Genomic DNA, 17,716 nt, shown 5'->3' with positions numbered 1-17,716 from the left:
GTCCCGGCCCCCTGTCGCCCGGCCCCCTGTCCCCCAAAGGGGGAACTTAAGTCGGGCATACTTTATTGGTTAAGGCCTTTTCTTAAAGCACTATATACGAAAGCCCCCGCATCGCGGGGGCTTTCTACTTTGAACGTTCCCTACTCAGTATTCAAAAGCCACTGCTGAAGATGGTTTCATTCGAACATTGAAAACGGAGCAAAAGACATCAGGCATTTTTTGATTTGAAGAATGACAGCTACGGTAAGGACAGCTTCGTCCTAAGTTCCCCCTACGGGGGGCAGGGGGCCGGTAGGCTTTGATCTTGTCATCGTTGAGGGTCATGAGGATGGCCTTTTCGTAATAGGTCACGGCTTCGTCGAAGCGGAGCTGGAGCTCGCGGGCGAGGCCGAGGCGGTGGTAGAGCCAGGACTTCTCGATGGCGGGCACGTCGAGGGCCTTTTGCACGAGGGCCTCGAGCTCGTCGTAGCGCTCCAGGTCCATCAGCAGCACGGCGAAGTTGAGGTAGGCATGCGGGTAGTGGGGCTCGCTACGGATGGCGGCGGTGAAGTGGCTTTCGGCCTTGCGGAAATCGTCGAGCTGCGTCTTGTAGATCCAGCCCAGCGAGTTGTGGGTGGCGGCGTGCGTCGGCTCTTCGAAGAGGATGCTCTCGTATTTGCGGAAGGCCTCGGTGTAGTTATTCTGCTTCACGTCGTTCTCGGCCTCCAGGTACAGCTCAGACAGTTGTGCGTTCTTAAGTTATCGTTTTGGTGAAAAAGGTGTTCTGTATACAAGATAAGCAGTTGGCGGATGTTTTTGCATCCTGCAAGCGCATCCCAATCGTCCACGGTTTGCAGCGTACCTCGCCGTTTCCATGATGCTGGTGATGCGATCCTGGATCCCCACGACAAAAGTCGTGGGCTGGTTGGTTCCATAAAAAAGCCCCTCGTGTACCGAGGGGCTTCCATAATAGGTGCTTGTTGCTCTCCTTTCCTTCGGACAACCGAGCCAGAGGCGAAGGTTGCGCGCGAAGCGCTGGCCAGGCGCCGTATGCGTAGTCGGAGACGACGCATAACGTCACCAGCCGAGCACGTACGCGAATACCAGCGGAGCTACGATGGTCGCATCGCTCTCGATGATGTATTTCGGCGTATGGATGTCGAGCTTGCCCCAGGTGATCTTTTCGTTGGGGGTAGCGCCGGAATAGGAGCCGTAAGAGGTAGTGGAATCGGAAATCTGTGCGAAGTAGCTCCAGAACGGGATTTCGTGCATCTCCAGGTCCTGGTACATCATCGGCACTACGCAGATCGGGAAGTCGCCGGCGATGCCGCCGCCGATCTGGAAGAAGCCGATGCCTTTGCCGGCACTGTTCTCCTTGTAATAGTTGGCGAGCCACACCATGTACTCGATGCCGCTCTTCATGGTCGACGCCTGCAGCTCTCCCTTGTATACGTAGGAGGCAAAGATGTTGCCCATGGTGCTGTCTTCCCAGCCGCCCACCACGATGGGCAGGTTCTTCTCGGCCGCAGCGATCATCCACGAGTTCTTCGGGTCGATCTGGTAGTATTCCTTCATTACCCCGCTGTTGAGGATCTGGTACATGTACTCGTGCGGGTAGTAGCGCTCGCCCTTCGCCTCGGCGTCTTTCCAGGCCTGGTGGATGTGCTTCTGGATGCGGCGGAACGCCTCTTCCTCCGGGATGCAGGTATCGGTAACGCGGTTGAGGCCACGCTCCAGCAGGTCCCACTCCTCTTGCGGGGTGAGGTCGCGCCAGTTGGGCAGACGCTCGTAGTGGTCGTGGGCCACGAGGTTCATGATGTCTTCCTCGAGGTTGGCGCCGGTGCAGGAGATGATGTGGATCTTATCCTGGCGGATCATTTCGGCGAGGGAGATGCCGAGCTCGGCGGTGCTCATGGCGCCGGCGAGGGTCACCATCATTTTGCCCCCTTCCAGGAGGTGGGTCTCGTATCCTTTGGCGGCATCCACGAGGGCGGCCGCGTTGAAATGGCGGTAATGGTGCGTGATGAATTGCGAAACGGGTCCTTTGTTCATGGTCTGCGCAAAATTTAGACGGCAAAAGTAGGCTTTTGCGGCGCTCCGGCCCGCGGCCGCGCTTCCGCTTGCGGCCTTATACTGCATACTATGGCCTTTAGCCGGCTTTTCGGCAGTTCCTGCCGAAAGCTCTTGCATAAGCTACCGGGCTGTTCCATCTTTGTATGCCCATTCGCCAAATTTATTCAACACAACCAACTAGCGCTGCCCGATGAACCCGTATACTGTATCCGTCGTTCTGCCCCTCTATAACCCGAAAGGGACCTGGGCGGAAGGCTTTGTACAGCATGTCCGCAACCTCAATGCCGCCCTGCCGGCCGAACGGATCCGCTATATCGTGGTGCATGATGGTCCGGCGGCGCCGCACGTCGTTTCCACCTTCGAGGTGATTGCCGAGGTGCTGCCCGAGGTGCATTTTTGCCAGTACCACGCCAACCGCGGCAAAGGCTTCGCGCTGCGCCACGGCGTGCGCGCGTCGCAAACGGAGTACACCATCATGGTCGACTTCGACTTCCCCTACGCGCTGGAGAATATCCTGACGGTGCTGGCCGACCTGCAGCTGGGAACCGACGTGGTGGTAGGCCGTCGCAGCAGCGATTACTTCAGCAACCTGCCGCTGAAGCGCAAGCTCATCTCGAGGGGCTACTCCCTTGCCAACCAGCTCCTGTTCCAGTTGCCGGTGTACGATACCCAATCCGGCCTCAAGGGCTTCAACCGAAGCGGGCGCGCCGTATTCCTGCAGACCGTCATCGACCGCTTCCTGATCGATACCGAGTTCCTGCTCCGCGCCGCCCGGCAGCGGCTCCGCGTGGGCGTCATCGAGGTGCATCTGCGCCCGCACGTCACCTTCTCCAACTTCGGCTGGAAGGTGCTTCGCGCCGAGACCCGCAACCTGTGGCGCCTCGTTCGCCTCAACCGCGAGCTGCACCGCCGCTACCGGTACGGGAACGCTGAACTTGCGAGCGAGCCGGGCGTCATGGCCGGTGAAAGAGGTTTTCGATAGTTTTGCGGGCGAGGCCGGGCTACCCGTTCCTCTGAACCGCAGCTTATGACCGCCATCCGCCCGCTTCACTACTTCCGCTCAGGGAGCTTTCTGTACGACCGCCGTTTTGCCCTGCTCGCCTGGTTCGGGCTTTCGATCTTCGCGGTGCTCCGCGTGGTGGCGCGCAACGAAATCAATATTTATGTGCTGTACCGGTATGTGATCCAGAACATGCACGACGAAAAGAATCTCTATCTTTTTTACCCGCAGCTGTACGACGACCAGTATATGTACGGTCCGGCGTTCGCCGTGCTGATGCTGCCGTTCTCGTGGCTGCCCGACAAGATCGGGGCGGTGTGCTGGGTGTTGCTCAACGTCACGGCGCTCTTTGCCGCGATCCGGAAGTTACCGATACCCGCGAAGTGGCAGTACGCCATGCTGATCTTCTGCAGCCACGAGCTGATGAACGCCTCTTCGTGGCTGCAGATCAACGCGCTTATCTGCGCCTGCATCATCTTCGGGTTTTCGTATATCCACGAAGGCAAGGAAGGACGCGCGCTCTTCTTCATCATGACGGCTACGTTTTTCAAGATCTACGGGATCGTGGGCTTTGCGTTTTTCTTTTTCAGCCGCCGCAAGCTCGCCTTCATCGGGTGGGCCGCGCTCTGGAGCGTGGTGCTGTTCGTCTCCCCGCTGATCCTGATCTCCTGGCCATACCTGCTGCAGTGTTACCGCGACTGGGGCACAGCCATCCGCCTGAAGGAGTTGAAGAACGTGAACCTGAATATCGGCAACCTGTACCAGGACATCTCCGTGATGGGTATGATCCGGCGCATCTTCGGGCTGCGCTTCGACAGCCTCTGGGTGATGGCGCCCGCCGCCCTGCTATTCCTCAGCCAGTACGCGCCGTTCCGCTATTGGAGCGATGTGCGCTACCGGCTCTACCTGCTTTGCTCGCTGCTGCTGTTCACCGTCATCTACAGCTCCGGCGCAGAGTCGCCCACCTATATCATTGCGCTGCCGGGCATCTGCATCTGGTACCTGCTGCAGCCGCGCAACAAATGGACGACCGCCTATTTCGTGTTCGCGCTCTTTCTCACCACGTTTTCGTACAGCGACCTCTTTACTCCGTGGCTGCGCGTGCACGTGCTGCGGCCCTATTCGCTGAAGGCGCTCCCGTCCACCATTACCTGGTTCATCATCCTCGTGCAGATCCACCGCCGGCAGTTTCTCAGAGCCCGCATGCCCTTTGCCGACGAAAGCAAAGCGCCAATTGTGGTTCCGGCGCCCGTCGCGCAACCGCACCCCTAGAACCATTTAAAACCTCCAAAACCTCCAAAACATTCCCCCCTTGTTGTCCCCCCAGATCCTGCTCTCGTTCGACGTAGAAGAATTCGACCTGCCGCTGGAATACGGACAGTCGATCCCGATCGGGGAGCAGTTGCGTGTGGGCTATGCGGGACTGGTGGCGCTGGAGCCTCTGCTGCAGGAAGTGCGGGCGACGCTGTTCACCACGGCGTACTTTGCCTCCCAATATGCGCCGGCTTTGCGTGGGCTTTCGGAGCGGCACGAGATCGCCTCGCATACGTATTACCATACGCGTTTTGAGGAAAGTCACTTGCTGGCGTCGCGGCAGCTGCTGCAAGAGGTGAGCGGGCAGGAAGTAACGGGGCTCCGGATGCCGCGGATGCGCGACGTGCGGCCGGCGGCGGTGCTGGAAGCGGGCTACACGTACAATTCGTCGGTGAACCCGACCTGGATCCCGGGCCGGTACAACAACCTGCGGGTGCCCCGGCGCCCGTTCCGGGAAGAGGGGCTGCTGGAGTTCCCGGTGTCGGTAACGCCGAAATGGCGCATCCCGCTGTTCTGGCTGGCCTTCAAGAACTTTCCCTACGCGTATTTCCTCCGCCTCGTGCGGCACACACTCCGGCAGGAAGGCTACGTGTGCCTGTACTTCCATCCCTGGGAATTTACCGACATCCGCAGGTACCAGCTTCCGGGCTATGTGCGCCGCGATTGTGGCCCCGCGCTCGTGCAGAAGCTGGAGCGCCTCGTGAAGGACCTCGGGAAGGAAGGGCAGTTTGTGACGATGGCGGAATACGTGAGGAATATCCAATATTGAACAAGGAATGTAGAAATACGGGTTGCTCCAGGGTCCGGAGAAGAACAACAATGGAACAGGGAATAAGGAACAGGGAACACGGAACGGAAGGCGGGTGAAGTGAAGGAGGTGTTTTAAGCATTCAGATAGCCCGCCATGGCTTTAGCAAAGGCGGGCAGGGAAAGAGGCTAAGGTTTTCGCCAGGTGAAGCCTGTCGGCATGCGGCTGGTCGCTTCAAGGCTATCTTTCTCCATCGTACCACCTGATCATATCTAAAGGCCGTAGTGGCGAAACGGCTGTGGCCAGCGCATCGGTGCCCATCGTATCCAATCCGTATAATCTGCGTTCCTTCTCTCACCGGACCCTGGCAGCATACCGCCTCGCCCATCGAAATCCCTTCCCACATCCCCTGTTCCTTGTTCCCTTTGCCCCGCGCAGCAGGGGCAAAGAGAAGCCCCGGTAAAGACCGGGGCCGCCAAAACACACACTAAAACGTCGTTCAGATCTTGCGGATCTTTTGGAAGCTGGTCCAGCTGCTGTTGGAGCTGGAGCGCAGGGTGATTTTCATATCGGCATTTTCCAAGGTTACATAGTAGGCGGTACCCTCGTCGGTGGAGTACTCGCAGAGATCGGAGATCCAGGCGCCGGCGGCTTCCTTTTTCAGGGCGGCCTGGAGCATCACGGGCAGCTGGCTCACCGTAATATTACGGGTGAGGGCGATGAGCTCGCCAGCGGGGTTGTAGAAGGCGTTGATGTGCTGGCCGTCGAGCGTGAACTGGGCTTTGATGTACTGGCTCGAGGTGCTCCAGCCCACTTCCTTGGCGGCGCCGAAGGTGCTCTTGAAGGATTCGAGTACAGCGGGAGTCACATCATCGGTAACGGTACGGGCGCTACTCACCAGAGTGGTCAGGGAGGCGAGGAGGAGGATAAAGAGAAATTTCATAACGGTTCTATTTAGTTTTTTGTAATTACGTTGCTTCGTTTGACGGGTCAAAAGTAGATTTCGTTACAGGGGGGCACAAGCCAATTGGTAGGAGCGGAACCGGTAAGAACGCCCGCTCGCGGGGCTTGCTGATTTGTTAAGGCGGATGAATTGCCGGATTGCCCGTATGAATACCCCCGGCTTTTTGATGAACACCCCAATGCCCGGCCCGACCCTCCGGAAGGCAAAACGGAAAAATTCCGGTAAGAAAGGCCGGATTTTAGGGATAAACGGCAAAGAGGATTTCAGATCTCGGATCGGTGATCTGAGATCTGTTCCAGTTGGATCTGTTCCTATCGCTTACCAACCGGTTTATTTGGGTGACATAGCGCGTCTCCTACTATATAGGTATGCATTCTACCACGCCTGGACCTACCGATCAGCTGATCTTCCTGTCGCGTGTCCGCAATACATCCGAGATCTGAGATCACACATCTGAGATTCCCGGCGTGCGGCAGCAATAAATCTGAGATCTGAGATCACACATCTGAGATCCCCCAGCGTGCGCCAGCCCAGATCTTAGATCCGAGATCCCCCATCTGAGATCCGCGAAGCGCAATCGGCGCTTCGCGCCGTATCTTGACGGCATGAACTACCTGGCCCACGCGTATTTCTCCTTTGGGCATCCCGAGGTGCTCGTGGGCAATATGATCGCCGACTTCGTGAAGGGCCGGACCCGGTACGATTACCCTGAGCGCGTCCAGGCCGGCATGGAGCTGCACCGCCGCATCGACGCCTTTACCGACGCCCATCCCGCCACCGCCGCCGCCAAAGAGCCGTTCCGCGCCCACTACCGCCTCTACAGCGGGCCCATCGTGGATGTCGTTTACGATCATTTTCTCGCCAACGACCCCGCGCAGTTTACCGAAGGCGCCCTCGCCCCCTTCGCCCAAAGCGTCTACCGCGTGCTGCAACAGCATGCCGAAGGGCTGCCCCCGCGCTTTGCCGCCCTGCTTCCTTATATGGAAGGACAAAACTGGCTCTACGGCTACCGGCTCCGCGAGGGGATCGCCCGGAGCCTCGGCGGACTCGTGCGCCGTGCCGCCTACCTCACCGACTCCGAAACGGCCTTCCGCCTCTTCAACGAGCACTACGACCACCTGGGCACCTGCTATGCCGCGCTGGCACCCGATGTTAAAGACTACGCAAAAAGGCAGCTGGAGCAACTTATTGGCTGAGCGGCGCATCTATTTGGGGCGCCCGTTTTTACTTTTGTGCCCTAATGCTTTTTTTCATGAATCGCCTGCTCGCCTTCCTCGCATGTTGCTGCCTCGCCCTTTCCGCCGGTGCCCAAACCAGCGCTCCCATCAAGCTGACGCCCCCGCCGATCGATAAGTCGCCCATGGACATGGCCTATTACCCGGCCAACTACCCGGTGCTCAAGATCCAGGACAAGGCCTCCGAGCCGCTGCTGGCCCGGGCCATTTACAGCCGCCCGCTGAAGTCCGGCCGCGTAGTGTTCGGCGAGCTCGTGCCGCTCAACGAGGTCTGGCGCCTCGGCGCCAACGAAGCCTCGGAGATCGAGTTCTTCCGCGAGGTGCGCATTGGCGGCCGCAAGCTGGCCAAGGGCAAATACACCATCTACGCCATCGTCAACAACAACCAGTGGACCGTCATCTTCAACAAGGAGACCGACACCTGGGGCGCTTTTAAATACGACGAGAAAAAGGACGCCGCCCGCATCACCGTGCCGGTAGAGCGACTGTCGGAGCCCGTAGAGCCCTTCACGCTCCTCTTCGAAAAGACCGCCGCCGGCCCCGCGCTCGTCATCGCCTGGGATACCGCCCGGGTGAGCGTGCCGATCTCGCTCAAGTAAGAAGGTAAAGGAGCATAAGCGTTTTTTTACCGCTAAGAGGCGAAGGTATTCGCTAAGTGAAAGGCTGCGCTGACGCGCGGCCTTTTTGATTTCAGATCTGTGATTTCAGATTTCTGATTTCCGGGTAGCGATGCCGGGTGCGTCCTACGGTTGGGAGAACAATTGAAAAAGGAAAAAGGTACGGTTCGCCCTACGAGCCCATAGTCTTTGCTATGGGTTTTCGATTTGAGCCAGCCCATGGCTTTAACCTTGGGAAAACAGGGTATATCGAATATCGAAGTGGCTGCGACCAAATCTGCGTGGCATCATGATGATTTCTGCTATTTTAAGGAATGCTGCACCGAAGCGACCCTTACCAAGAAACTAATAGACCAATAAACGCGTTCTCCTTAGCGAATACCTTAGCCCCTTCGCTGCTTAGCGGTGAAAATCCCTTCTTTTCCTTCTCTCGCCTTCCGATTGGCTTTTATCCCTTAATTTTTCCCCATGAAAACAGCCGCTGCGCTTTGTGGACTGATCCTGCTGATGGCTGCGTGTACCAACGAACGGGCGCCGGGCGTGCCGGCCAGCGACTCCCTCGTGCAGCGCGATACCGCGCCCCTGCCCAAGAGCGTGTTCGCCAACCGCCTCTCGCCGGTGGACCTTTCACCCATGGACGTCAGCTACTACCCGATCGATCATCCGCAGGTACGCGCCTCGGGACAGGCGCCCGACGTGCCCCTCGCGCGCGTCCTCTACAGCCGCCCCCATAAGGGCGGACGCGCCCTCTTCGGCGCACTGCTCCGCTACAACGAGCCCTGGCGCCTCGGCGCCAACGAAGCCACCGAGCTCGAGCTGTTCAGTCCCGCCACCATCCAGGGCGTGCGCGTACCCGCCGGGCGCTACGTGCTGTACTGCATTCCCACGCCCACCGAGTGGACCATCGTCTTCAACAAAGGCCTCTACGCGTGGGGACTGAAGTTCGATCCGGCCAAAGACGTGCACCGCTTTCCCATCCCCGTGCAGAAAGCGCCGGAGCCGTTCGAGTTCTTCACGATGGTGTTTGAGCCTGTCAACGACGGCGCCGAGCTCGTGATGGCCTGGGACGATGTGCTGACGCGCCTTCCGTTTAAATTCTGACCCGGTATGTGCGGACTGGCAGGCATCGTTTCCTCCAATACCCGCCTCGTGGCGGAAGCGCCGCTCACGGCTGCGATCGGCTGCCTGCAGCACCGCGGCCCCGAAGGCGGACGCGGCTGGCAGGGCCCATCCGGACGCTGCGCCCTCGCCCACAACCGCCTCTCGATCATCGATCCCGACCCGCGCTCGCTGCAGCCTTTTCATTACGGCAAGGGCTACACGCTCGTCTACAACGGCGAGCTGTATAACTACGTAGAGCTCCGCGACGAGCTCCGCGCGCTGGGCCATGCCTTCAGCACCGGCTCCGACACCGAGGTGCTGCTGGCCGCGTGGGCCGCCTGGGGCGCCGGCTGCGTACAGCGTTTCGACGGCATGTTTGCCTTCGCCCTCTGGGATGAAGGCAGGCAGCAACTCTTTGCCTCCCGCGACCGCTTCGGCGAAAAGCCCTTCTTCTTTGCGTTCGACGGGGAAGCGCTCCGCTTCGCCTCCGAGCTCAAAGCCCTCTGGACCCTCGGTGTGCCGAAGACGGTCAACAGCGCCATGGCCTTCAACTTCCTGACCCTCGGCTATACCGGCAACCCCCGCGACGGGAAAGAAACCTTTTACCAGGATGTGTGGAAGCTGCCCGCCGGCCACTGCCTCCACTTCGCTCCCGGCGACGAAGGCGCGCTCGTGGAGCGATACTCGGAAGCGGATACCGTGGAAATACAGGTGGACGACAACCGGGCGGTGCAAGAATTCCGCTCCCTGCTCAGCGCCTCGGTAACGCGCCGCCTCCGCTCCGACGTGCCGGTAGGCACCAGCCTCAGCGGCGGCATCGACAGCGCCGCGGTGGCCGCGCTCTGCACACAGGCCGGCGGCACCTACACCCATAAGGCCTTCACCGCGATCTTCCCGGGCTTCGAAAAGGACGAAGAAGAACGCTCCCGGCTCGTGGCACAGCACCTGGGCCTGCAGCAGGAGTTCGTGCGCATTCACGAAGGCGAGGTGCCGGCGCTGATGGACCGCGTGATGCACCACCAGGAAGAGCCCATCGGGTCGGGGAGCGCACTGGCGCAGTTCAAAGTATACGAGGCAGCGAAGCGCAGCGGCGTCACGGTGCTCCTCGACGGGCAGGGCGCCGACGAGATCCTGGCAGGCTACAACAAGTATTACCGCTGGTACTGGCAGGAGCTGTACCGCGCGCGGCGCCTTGGCGCCAGCGGCGAGCTCGAAGCCGCGCGCCGCAACGGCGTCACCGAGCCGTTCGAAAGCATCCACCGCGTGGCCGCGCTCTTCCCCGACCTTGCATCCTCCCTGCTCGAAGGGCGCAAGGGAAAGGCCGCCGCCCGCACCCCGGGCCTCCACCCCGAATGGGCGGCCCGCTACCGGGGCGAATCCTATTACACCGTACCGGCGCAGTTCACGCTCAACGGCGCCTTATCCTACAACACCTTCCAGTACGGGCTCGAGGAGCTGCTGCGCACCGCCGACCGCAACAGCATGGCGCACTCCGTAGAAGTACGGCTTCCCTTCTTAAGCCATGAGCTCGTGGAATACCTGTTTCGCCTCCCGCCGCAATTCAAGATCCGCGGCGGCTGGACGAAGTGGCTCCTCCGCGAGTCGGTCCGCGACCTGCTGCCCGCGCCCATTGCCTGGCAAGCCGGCAAAACCGGCTTCGAGCCGCCGCAGGCGCAATGGATGGAAACGTCCGCGGTGCAGGAGGCGATCCGCGCCGGTATGGAGAAGCTGGTTGCACACGGGGTGCTCGACGGCCCGGTGCTGCAAAAAAAGATACAGCCGCATAGTGCATATGCGGCTGTATCCCAGCACTGGCGGTACTGGTCCTTATCGTATCTCTACTAAAGCTCGTGAGGCGTGAGGCGCCAGGGAAAGCTTCCAATAGCAACAGCTTGCTGCTCACGATTCACGCCTCACGACGAACTGCGGAGTGATCCACTTAAAAGACAATCCCTGATCAGGCTTTCGTGAAGCGCTGCTGTACGCTCATGCTGCCGCTCTGGTCGGCCAGGAGCATCGTCCAGGTCTTCTCGGTCTCCAGCGTGATGTGGTAGTCGGTGGCATCGCCCGTAGTCACCTCGGTGATGCTGTGGATCTTGTGGCTGCTGTAGCTCGATTTCACCTTGGTGAGGAGGTTGAGCGGAAGCTGCTGCTCGTAGTAGTAGCGGATCGTCTTCACGGCAACACCGTCGCGGTCGTACACCACGCGGGTCAGGATGTCGTTGAAGGTGAAGCGGGCCTCGTAGCCGTGGTCGAGCTCCGACCAGGTAACGTCGGATACGCTCTGGAAGGTCTGCTGAAAGGACTTGAGCACCTTTTCGCTGACGGCCGGCGTTGTATTGGCAAAGGCGAGCAGCTGGGCACCTACGAGGAGGGCGGCGAGGAGAACTTTTTTCATAACTATGGTTTTTTAGGTTTTAAAAAGTGCGATTTGTTGATACGAAACTATTCGTGTTGAGGGCCGGTGGCAAGTGGTCCTACACGACCGGTGTGTTAAAAGACCTTAACAGCCGGCGCATATACGAAGACTGTCGTTGAAGCGTGTAAAACGGGGGATGACCGGAAAAATGCGCGTATGAGTTGTTGTGCCAGATTTCGTTAAGCCCCATTAACCGGCCGTTAATTGGGAGCAGCGGCAAAGCGCTGGTGCGGGTATATGGGAAATCGCCATCTTTGTTGATCTCAGATGTGTGATCTCAGATCTCAGATCTGACATCTGAGATAAACAGAAATATATATGCGTATTGGCACCAAGTTCATCCACGCCGGCGTAGAGCCTGACCCTACTACCGGCGCCATCATGACCCCGATCTACCAGACCTCTACTTATGTGCAGTCGGCGCCCGCCGAGCACAAGGGCTACGAATACGCCCGCAGCCAGAACCCCACCCGCACCGCGCTCGAAGCCGCCTACGCCGCCATCGAGAACGGCAGGTTCGGATTGGCCTTCGGCTCCGGCGTGGCCGCCACCGACGCGGTGATCAAGCTGCTGCAGCCCGGCGACGAGGTCATCACCGGCAATGACCTCTATGGAGGCACGTACCGCCTGTTCACCAAGGTATTCGCCCGCTTCGGCATCGTATTTCACTTTGTGAACATGCAGGACGCGGAAAGCATCCGCCCGCTCATCAACGAGAAAACCAGGCTGATCTGGGCCGAGACGCCTACCAACCCGCTGATGAACATCACCGACATCGCGGCACTGGCAGCCATCGCCAAAGAGAAGAACGTACTGCTCTGCGTCGACAACACCTTCGCCTCTCCGTACCTGCAGAACCCGCTCGACCTGGGCGCCGACATCGTGATGCACTCGGCCACGAAATACCTCGGCGGCCACAGCGACGTGATCCAGGGAGCGCTGATGATGAACGACCAGAAGCTCCGCGACGAGCTCTACTTCATCCAGAAAAGCTGTGGCGCCGTACCCGGCCCGCAGGATTGCTTCCTTGTGCTCCGCGGCATCAAGACGCTGCACGTGCGCCTGCAGCGCCACTGCGAGAACGGCGCCAAGGTAGCCCACTGGCTGCGCAACCACCCGAAGGTGGCCAGGGTGTACTGGCCCGGCTTCGAAGACCACCCGGGCTACGCCATCGCCAAAAAGCAGATGCGCGACTTCGGCGGCATGATCTCCTTTGAGCTGGTCAACGATTCGCTGGACGAAGTGAAGCGCGTGCTTTCCTCCACCAAGGTGTTCGCCCTTGCCGAGAGCCTCGGCGGCGTTGAGTCGCTCATCAACCACCCCGCGTCCATGACCCACGCCTCCATCCCCCGCGAGGAGCGGCTCCGGAACGGCCTCAACGACTCGCTCATCCGCCTCAGCGTGGGCATCGAAGACGTGGAAGACATCATCGAAGACCTGCAGCAAGCCATCGGCTAAGCGACGGTGTCAACTAGTGTGCTTATCGGAAGCGCAGAAATGGTCGGCCGCAAGCGGCCTCTGCGCGCAGCGGCGCAACGGCACGACGGCGCGACGAAGAAATACACGGTGAAGTTATTGGCACATGCTGCTTCGTTGCGCCGCCTCTCGCCGCGCCGCCGCGTAAAACAAGCCGCTTGCGGCCTTGACAGCGCATTCGCTAATTCAATCAGCCTTAGAGACACGGTTTTTCGATTTTCCGGAAGTCAAAATTCAAAAGTCAAAAAGGTATCCCGGGCTTTTGGATTTTGACTTTTTACTTTTGGCTTCTTACTTGACCTAACCACATCCATGTATCACCTGCTGCGCACCCCTGAACAACGAACGCTGGAAGTGAAGGACGCCGGTCCGAAGGAAGGACGGCCCCTGCTGCTCTTCCATGGCTTCGGGGGCTCGGCGAGTGCCTTCCCCACCGAGTCGCTGAAGGGGGCAGGCGTGCGGCTCATCGTGCTCAACCGGCCGGGTACCGGCGCGTCCACTCCCAAGCCGTTCAGCGTCGCCGGCATTGCCGCGGATGCCCGCTGGGTGCTGGAGCAGCTATTGGTCGACCGCGTGGAAGTGGCCGGATGGGCCGCGGGCGCCGTTTATGCCCTCGGCTTTGCCGCCGCCTTCCCACAGCTCGTTACCGGGATCCACCTGCTTGCTCCCGCCTTGCCCGGCGGCGACCCCGCGGCGCAGGCGCTGCTCCCCGGCACGCGCTCCGTAGTGGGCCACCTCGAGCGCCTGCTGCCGGCCGCTGGCCGCTGGCGCTTCCGCAGCGCCGCCCGCGCGCTCGCTGCCGACCCCGACCGGGTGCTGCGGCACCGCGCCGCCGGTATGCCGGAGCCCGACCAGCGCATCGCCCTCTCGCTCGAGTGGCGCGACCTGCTGCTCCGCTCGGCCTCCGAGGGCTACAGCCACCAGGGCGCCGGCGTGCAGGCCGACCGTGCCGCACTCGATACGGCGCTCATCAACTGGAGCGCCATCAAAGCGCCGGTGCGGATCTGGAGCGGCGATGCCGACAACGTGTGGCCGCCGGCCACCGCGGCCTGGCTCCGCGATCGCCTGCCGGGCTCCGCATGGCACACCGTGCCGGGCGCGGGCCACCTCTTCTATCTATCCCACTGGGAGCAGTTCCTCGACACCATTCCAAAATAAGCGTTGCCGTGCCTGCCGACCTCAAGGCCTTCCTCGACCGCAAGGTGCGCGAATACAACACGCCCGCCTTCATCGCCGCCGATCCTGTATCGATCCCGCACCGCTTTACCCAACCGGCCGATATCGAGATCGCCGGTTTCTTTGCCGCACTGTTTGCGTGGGGCAACCGCACTACCATCCTCCGCAAGTCGGGCGAGCTGATGCGGCTGATGGACGACGCGCCGCACCAGTTCGTGACGCAGCATGCCGACACCGACCTCCGGCGCTTCCTCGGCTTCAAGCACCGCACCTTCAACCCCACCGACGTCCTCTACCTCATCGCTTTTCTCCGGCAGCATTATGCGCAGCACGATTCGCTGGAGACGGCCTTCCTGCCCGGCGGGAAATTTATCGGGATGGAAGCGGCGCTTGACCATTTCTACGGGTATGTGTTCAGCTTGCCCGATGCGCCGCCCCGTAGCCGCAAGCACATTGCTGCTCCGTTCAAAGGCGCAACCTGCAAGCGGCTCAACATGTACCTCCGCTGGATGGTGCGCCGCGACCGGCAGGGCGTCGACTTCGGGCTCTGGCGGGCGGTGCGGCCCTCGGCCCTCGTGATCCCGGTGGACCTGCACGTGGCGCGCGTAGCCCGCAAGCTCGGCCTCCTCGGGCGGCCCGCCACCGACTGGAAGGCAGCTGTGGAGCTCACCGACCGACTCAGGAGCTTCGACCCGGACGACCCGGTGAGATACGATTTCGCGCTTTTCAGCCTCGGTGCCGAAGAACGGTTTTAACTTACCCCATATGGCAGACTCCCTCGACCAGCAGCTCCGCGGGCTCAACGCCCTTATGACGGAGGAAGACGCGCATTTCGTGCGGCTCGCGGCTAGCCTCAACGAGCGTATCGTGGAAGACTTCGACTCCGTGGTGCGCCTGCTCTACCGCGTGGACGTTCCGGAAAAGCGCGTGCGCGCCGCCCTCGCTGCCGGCGGCGGCGATGCCGGCACCATCCTCGCCCGGCTCCTCCTCGAGCGCGAGCGCGAGAAGGCCGCCTCCCGCGCCCGCTACCGGATGCCGGATGAAGACATCCCGGAGGAGGATCGCTGGTAATCGAATGGGGTAATGGGGGAATGGGGTAATGGAGAAACAAACGCGCATACCTGGGGCTGCTTTGATTTTGGGGTGGTCCTTGCGCGGTCGCACCTGTTGCTCTTGGTTCGTTGCCTCGTTCTGCGGGGCATCTTTTGATCCGCTGCATTTTCGATTCACTCCGTTGTTGAACGCAGGTCGCATCACAGTAAACACCCTTCGCACAACACGCCCCCTATTCCCCCATTCCCCCATTACCCCATCAGCACATTCCTCCTCTGGTATGAGTTTTTTGCGCGTTCGGGCAAAACGGAACTTATGCAACGCGACGGCGCTACTACCTCCCTCTGGCAACATAATGTATCGGATCATAACGCTGGCGGCGCAACGCTGCCCGGCACGGTGGATGTGCTGATCGTGGGCGGCGGCATTACCGGCCTTGCCACGGCCCTGCTGCTGCAGCAATCGGGTAAGCAATGCCTCGTGGCCGAGGCGCATACGCTGTGCTACGGCACCACCGGCGGCACCACGGCCCACCTCAACACCTTCTTCGATACCACCTACGATATGGTGGAGTCGGACTTCGGCGAGGAAGGCGCACGCCTCCTGCACACCGCCGCCCGCTCCGCCCTCGACCTCGTGAAGCGCAACATCGCCGAGTTCGGCATCGACTGCGGCCACTCCGACCGTGACGGTTATGTATATGCGCAAACGGAAAAGCAGGAGCAGCAACTGGACAAGACCTTTCAGTCGTCCGTGAATGCCGGCGCCGAGGTGGAGTATACCGACACGATCCCGGTGCCGCTGCCCTTCCGCAAGGCCATCGTGTACCGCCGGCAGGCCCAGTTTCACCCCACGCGCTACGTGCTGGCGCTCGCCAAAGCCTTTGAAAGCCTCGGCGGCCGCATCGTGCAGGGCTGCCGCGTACAGGACTTCGAATCCGAGGGCGACCTGTTGCACGTGAACACCAGCTTCACCCGCATCACTGCCCGCTGGCTCATCTGGGCCACGCATATCCCGCCCGGCATCAACCTCCTGCACTTCCGCAACGCGCCCTACCGCAGCTACGCCATCGCCGCGAAGCTCTCCGACGAAGCGGCTTACCCCGAAGGCCTCGCCTACGATCTATACGACCCGTATCACTACTACCGTACGCAGGAAGTGGACGGCGAGCGCTACCTCATCGCAGGCGGCGAAGACCACAAGACGGCACACGAAACGAACACGGAGGGTTGCTTTGCCAAGCTCGAGGCTCACGTGCGCAACCACTTCCCCGTGGCCGAGGTAGCGTTCCGCTGGTCGTCGCAATACTTCGAGCCGTCCGACGGGCTGCCCTACATCGGGCACCTGCCGGGTAATCCCGACAACGTGCTCGTGGCTACCGGCTACAGCGGCAACGGCATGACCTACAGCCATATCGCCGCCATGACCCTCAGCGACCTCATCGTGAAGGGCGAAAGCGGGTACGCGAAGCTCCTCGCGCCGGGCCGCGTGAAGCCGGTGGCCGGCTTTATGGACTTTGTAAAGGAGAACGCCGACGTGGTGGCCCAGTTCGTGGGCAAGCGCCTCAAGGCATCGACGCTGAAAGAGTTGGCCGACCTCGCACCCGGCGAAGGCCGGCTCGTGAAGTACGAGGGCACCAGCATCGCGTTGTATAAAGACGCGGGCGGCAAGCTCTACGCCCTGAACCCGGTATGCACGCATGCGAAGTGCGTGGTAGACTGGAACTCGGCCGAGCGGAGCTGGGATTGCCCCTGCCACGGCGCGCGCTACGACGTGAACGGCGACGTGCTCACGGGCCCCGCCCGCAAGAACCTGGAGCCCATCGACCTCGAAGAGCTGGATTCCTGATCGCGGCGGGAAACAACAGGAACACGGATGGTACAGGTTGGACGGATAAGCACGGGTAAGATTCGTATGCATCCGTTCGATCCGTAACATCCGTGTTCTTTCTCTTTACGCCCCGGAACTTTACACCGCACCGTTTGTTATTGCGTCATGAGCGTACATGTACTGAAGCAGGTCCAGCAGTTGCCGCTTTCCCTCGAGGAAGCCTGGGCCTTCTTTTCCCACCCGAAGAACCTTGCGGTGATCACACCGGAGCACCTGAACCTGAAGTTCACCAACGAGCTGCACGGCGAAGAGATCTACCCCGGGCAGATCATCACCTATAAAGTAAAGCCGCTGCTTGGGATCCCGATGTTCTGGATGACCGAGATCACGCATGTGGAGCGCCTCCGCTTTTTCGTGGACGAGCAGCGGCAGGGCCCGTACTCGATCTGGCACCATGAGCACCACTTCGTGGAGCAGAACGGCGGCGTGGAGATGACCGACATCATTCACTACAAGCTTCCCTTCGGGCCGCTCGGCAACATCGGCCACGGGTTTGTAAAAAAAGAGCTCCGGAACCTCTTTGCCTACCGGCGCAAGAAGATCACGGAGCTGTTCGGTGCCTGAAGGCCGGTCACTTCACGGGGTACACGAGCGAGGGAAGCCGCACGCTTTCTCCCTTTCTGCCTTCTTTTCGCTGATCGATGATGACGCTGCTGCCGGGTTTCGCCTTC

General features: G+C 60.7%; 17 protein-coding genes. 13 read left to right on the top strand and 4 right to left on the bottom strand.

What is annotated here, in order from left to right; all coding sequences use genetic code 11:
• Positions 1-144: 144 nt before the first annotated feature.
• Both ABD937_RS20680 and ABD937_RS20675 read right to left on the bottom strand, forming a co-directional pair.
• Positions 145-690, bottom strand: coding sequence for a tetratricopeptide repeat protein (locus tag ABD937_RS20680; protein WP_345257847.1), 546 nt, complete (start codon positions 688-690; stop codon positions 145-147).
• A 366-nt stretch (positions 691-1,056) separates the two neighbouring features.
• Positions 1,057-2,031 carry a deoxyhypusine synthase family protein gene (locus ABD937_RS20675; protein WP_345257846.1) on the bottom strand — a complete coding sequence of 325 codons (975 nt, stop codon included), beginning with the start codon at positions 2,029-2,031 and terminating at the stop codon, positions 1,057-1,059.
• Between the two features lie 211 nt (positions 2,032-2,242).
• On the opposite strand from ABD937_RS20675, the gene ABD937_RS20670 reads away from it, so the two are divergent.
• From ABD937_RS20670 to ABD937_RS20660, 3 genes are read left to right on the top strand one after another with little or no spacing between them, the layout of a single operon-like run.
• Complete coding sequence (locus ABD937_RS20670) at positions 2,243-3,034, top strand: glycosyltransferase family 2 protein (RefSeq protein WP_345257845.1); 792 nt, start codon at positions 2,243-2,245, stop codon at positions 3,032-3,034.
• Positions 3,035-3,079: 45 nt separating this feature from the next.
• Positions 3,080-4,324, top strand: coding sequence for a glycosyltransferase family 87 protein (locus ABD937_RS20665; protein ID WP_345257844.1), 1,245 nt, complete (start codon positions 3,080-3,082; stop codon positions 4,322-4,324).
• 40 nt (positions 4,325-4,364) lie between these two features.
• A complete protein-coding gene (locus ABD937_RS20660; RefSeq protein WP_345257843.1) occupies positions 4,365-5,135 on the top strand; it encodes a polysaccharide deacetylase family protein in 771 nt (256 codons plus the stop codon).
• 478 nt (positions 5,136-5,613) lie between these two features.
• Here the strand turns inward: ABD937_RS20660 and ABD937_RS20655 are convergent, their stop codons facing one another.
• Complete coding sequence (locus ABD937_RS20655; RefSeq protein ID WP_345257842.1) at positions 5,614-6,057, bottom strand: hypothetical protein; 444 nt, start codon at positions 6,055-6,057, stop codon at positions 5,614-5,616.
• Between the two features lie 626 nt (positions 6,058-6,683).
• Here ABD937_RS20655 and ABD937_RS20650 point away from each other — a divergent pair.
• The 4 genes from ABD937_RS20650 to asnB all read left to right on the top strand — a co-directional run bounded on the left by ABD937_RS20650 (position 6,684) and on the right by asnB (position 10,876).
• Positions 6,684-7,274: an acyl carrier protein phosphodiesterase gene (locus tag ABD937_RS20650; RefSeq protein WP_345257841.1), complete on the top strand. Its 591-nt coding sequence runs from the start codon at positions 6,684-6,686 to the stop codon at positions 7,272-7,274.
• 56 nt (positions 7,275-7,330) lie between these two features.
• Entirely contained in the window at positions 7,331-7,912 is a 582-nt protein-coding gene (locus tag ABD937_RS20645; RefSeq protein ID WP_345257839.1) for a DUF2911 domain-containing protein, read from the top strand.
• Between the two features lie 486 nt (positions 7,913-8,398).
• A complete protein-coding gene (locus ABD937_RS20640; RefSeq protein WP_345257838.1) occupies positions 8,399-9,031 on the top strand; it encodes a DUF2911 domain-containing protein in 633 nt (210 codons plus the stop codon).
• A 6-nt stretch (positions 9,032-9,037) separates the two neighbouring features.
• A complete protein-coding gene (gene asnB / locus ABD937_RS20635) occupies positions 9,038-10,876 on the top strand; it encodes an asparagine synthase (glutamine-hydrolyzing) (protein ID WP_345257837.1) in 1,839 nt (612 codons plus the stop codon).
• A gap of 112 nt (positions 10,877-10,988) precedes the next feature.
• Here the strand turns inward: asnB and ABD937_RS20630 are convergent, their stop codons facing one another.
• Positions 10,989-11,429, bottom strand: coding sequence for a hypothetical protein (locus tag ABD937_RS20630; RefSeq protein WP_345257836.1), 441 nt, complete (start codon positions 11,427-11,429; stop codon positions 10,989-10,991).
• A gap of 339 nt (positions 11,430-11,768) precedes the next feature.
• Here ABD937_RS20630 and ABD937_RS20625 point away from each other — a divergent pair, with 339 nt between their 5' ends.
• The 6 genes from ABD937_RS20625 to ABD937_RS20600 all read left to right on the top strand — a co-directional run bounded on the left by ABD937_RS20625 (position 11,769) and on the right by ABD937_RS20600 (position 17,609).
• The gene (locus tag ABD937_RS20625) at positions 11,769-12,908 is read left to right on the top strand and encodes a cystathionine gamma-synthase (RefSeq protein WP_345257834.1); all 1,140 of its coding nucleotides are present in this window, start codon (positions 11,769-11,771) and stop codon (positions 12,906-12,908) included.
• Positions 12,909-13,238: 330 nt separating this feature from the next.
• Entirely contained in the window at positions 13,239-14,084 is an 846-nt protein-coding gene (locus ABD937_RS20620) for an alpha/beta fold hydrolase (RefSeq protein WP_345257833.1), read from the top strand.
• Between the two features lie 8 nt (positions 14,085-14,092).
• Positions 14,093-14,857 carry a TIGR02757 family protein gene (locus ABD937_RS20615; protein WP_345257831.1) on the top strand — a complete coding sequence of 255 codons (765 nt, stop codon included), beginning with the start codon at positions 14,093-14,095 and terminating at the stop codon, positions 14,855-14,857.
• 10 nt (positions 14,858-14,867) lie between these two features.
• Entirely contained in the window at positions 14,868-15,173 is a 306-nt protein-coding gene (locus ABD937_RS20610) for a hypothetical protein (RefSeq protein ID WP_345257830.1), read from the top strand.
• A gap of 297 nt (positions 15,174-15,470) precedes the next feature.
• Entirely contained in the window at positions 15,471-17,003 is a 1,533-nt protein-coding gene (locus ABD937_RS20605; RefSeq protein ID WP_345257829.1) for an FAD-dependent oxidoreductase, read from the top strand.
• A gap of 147 nt (positions 17,004-17,150) precedes the next feature.
• Complete coding sequence (locus tag ABD937_RS20600) at positions 17,151-17,609, top strand: SRPBCC family protein (RefSeq protein ID WP_345257828.1); 459 nt, start codon at positions 17,151-17,153, stop codon at positions 17,607-17,609.
• Positions 17,610-17,716 lie beyond the last annotated feature (107 nt).

The organism is Flaviaestuariibacter amylovorans, assembly GCF_039541815.1.
Classification (GTDB): Bacteria; Bacteroidota; Bacteroidia; order Chitinophagales; family Chitinophagaceae; genus Flavisolibacter; species Flavisolibacter amylovorans.
This window is presented reverse-complemented; position numbering and strand designations above follow the sequence as displayed.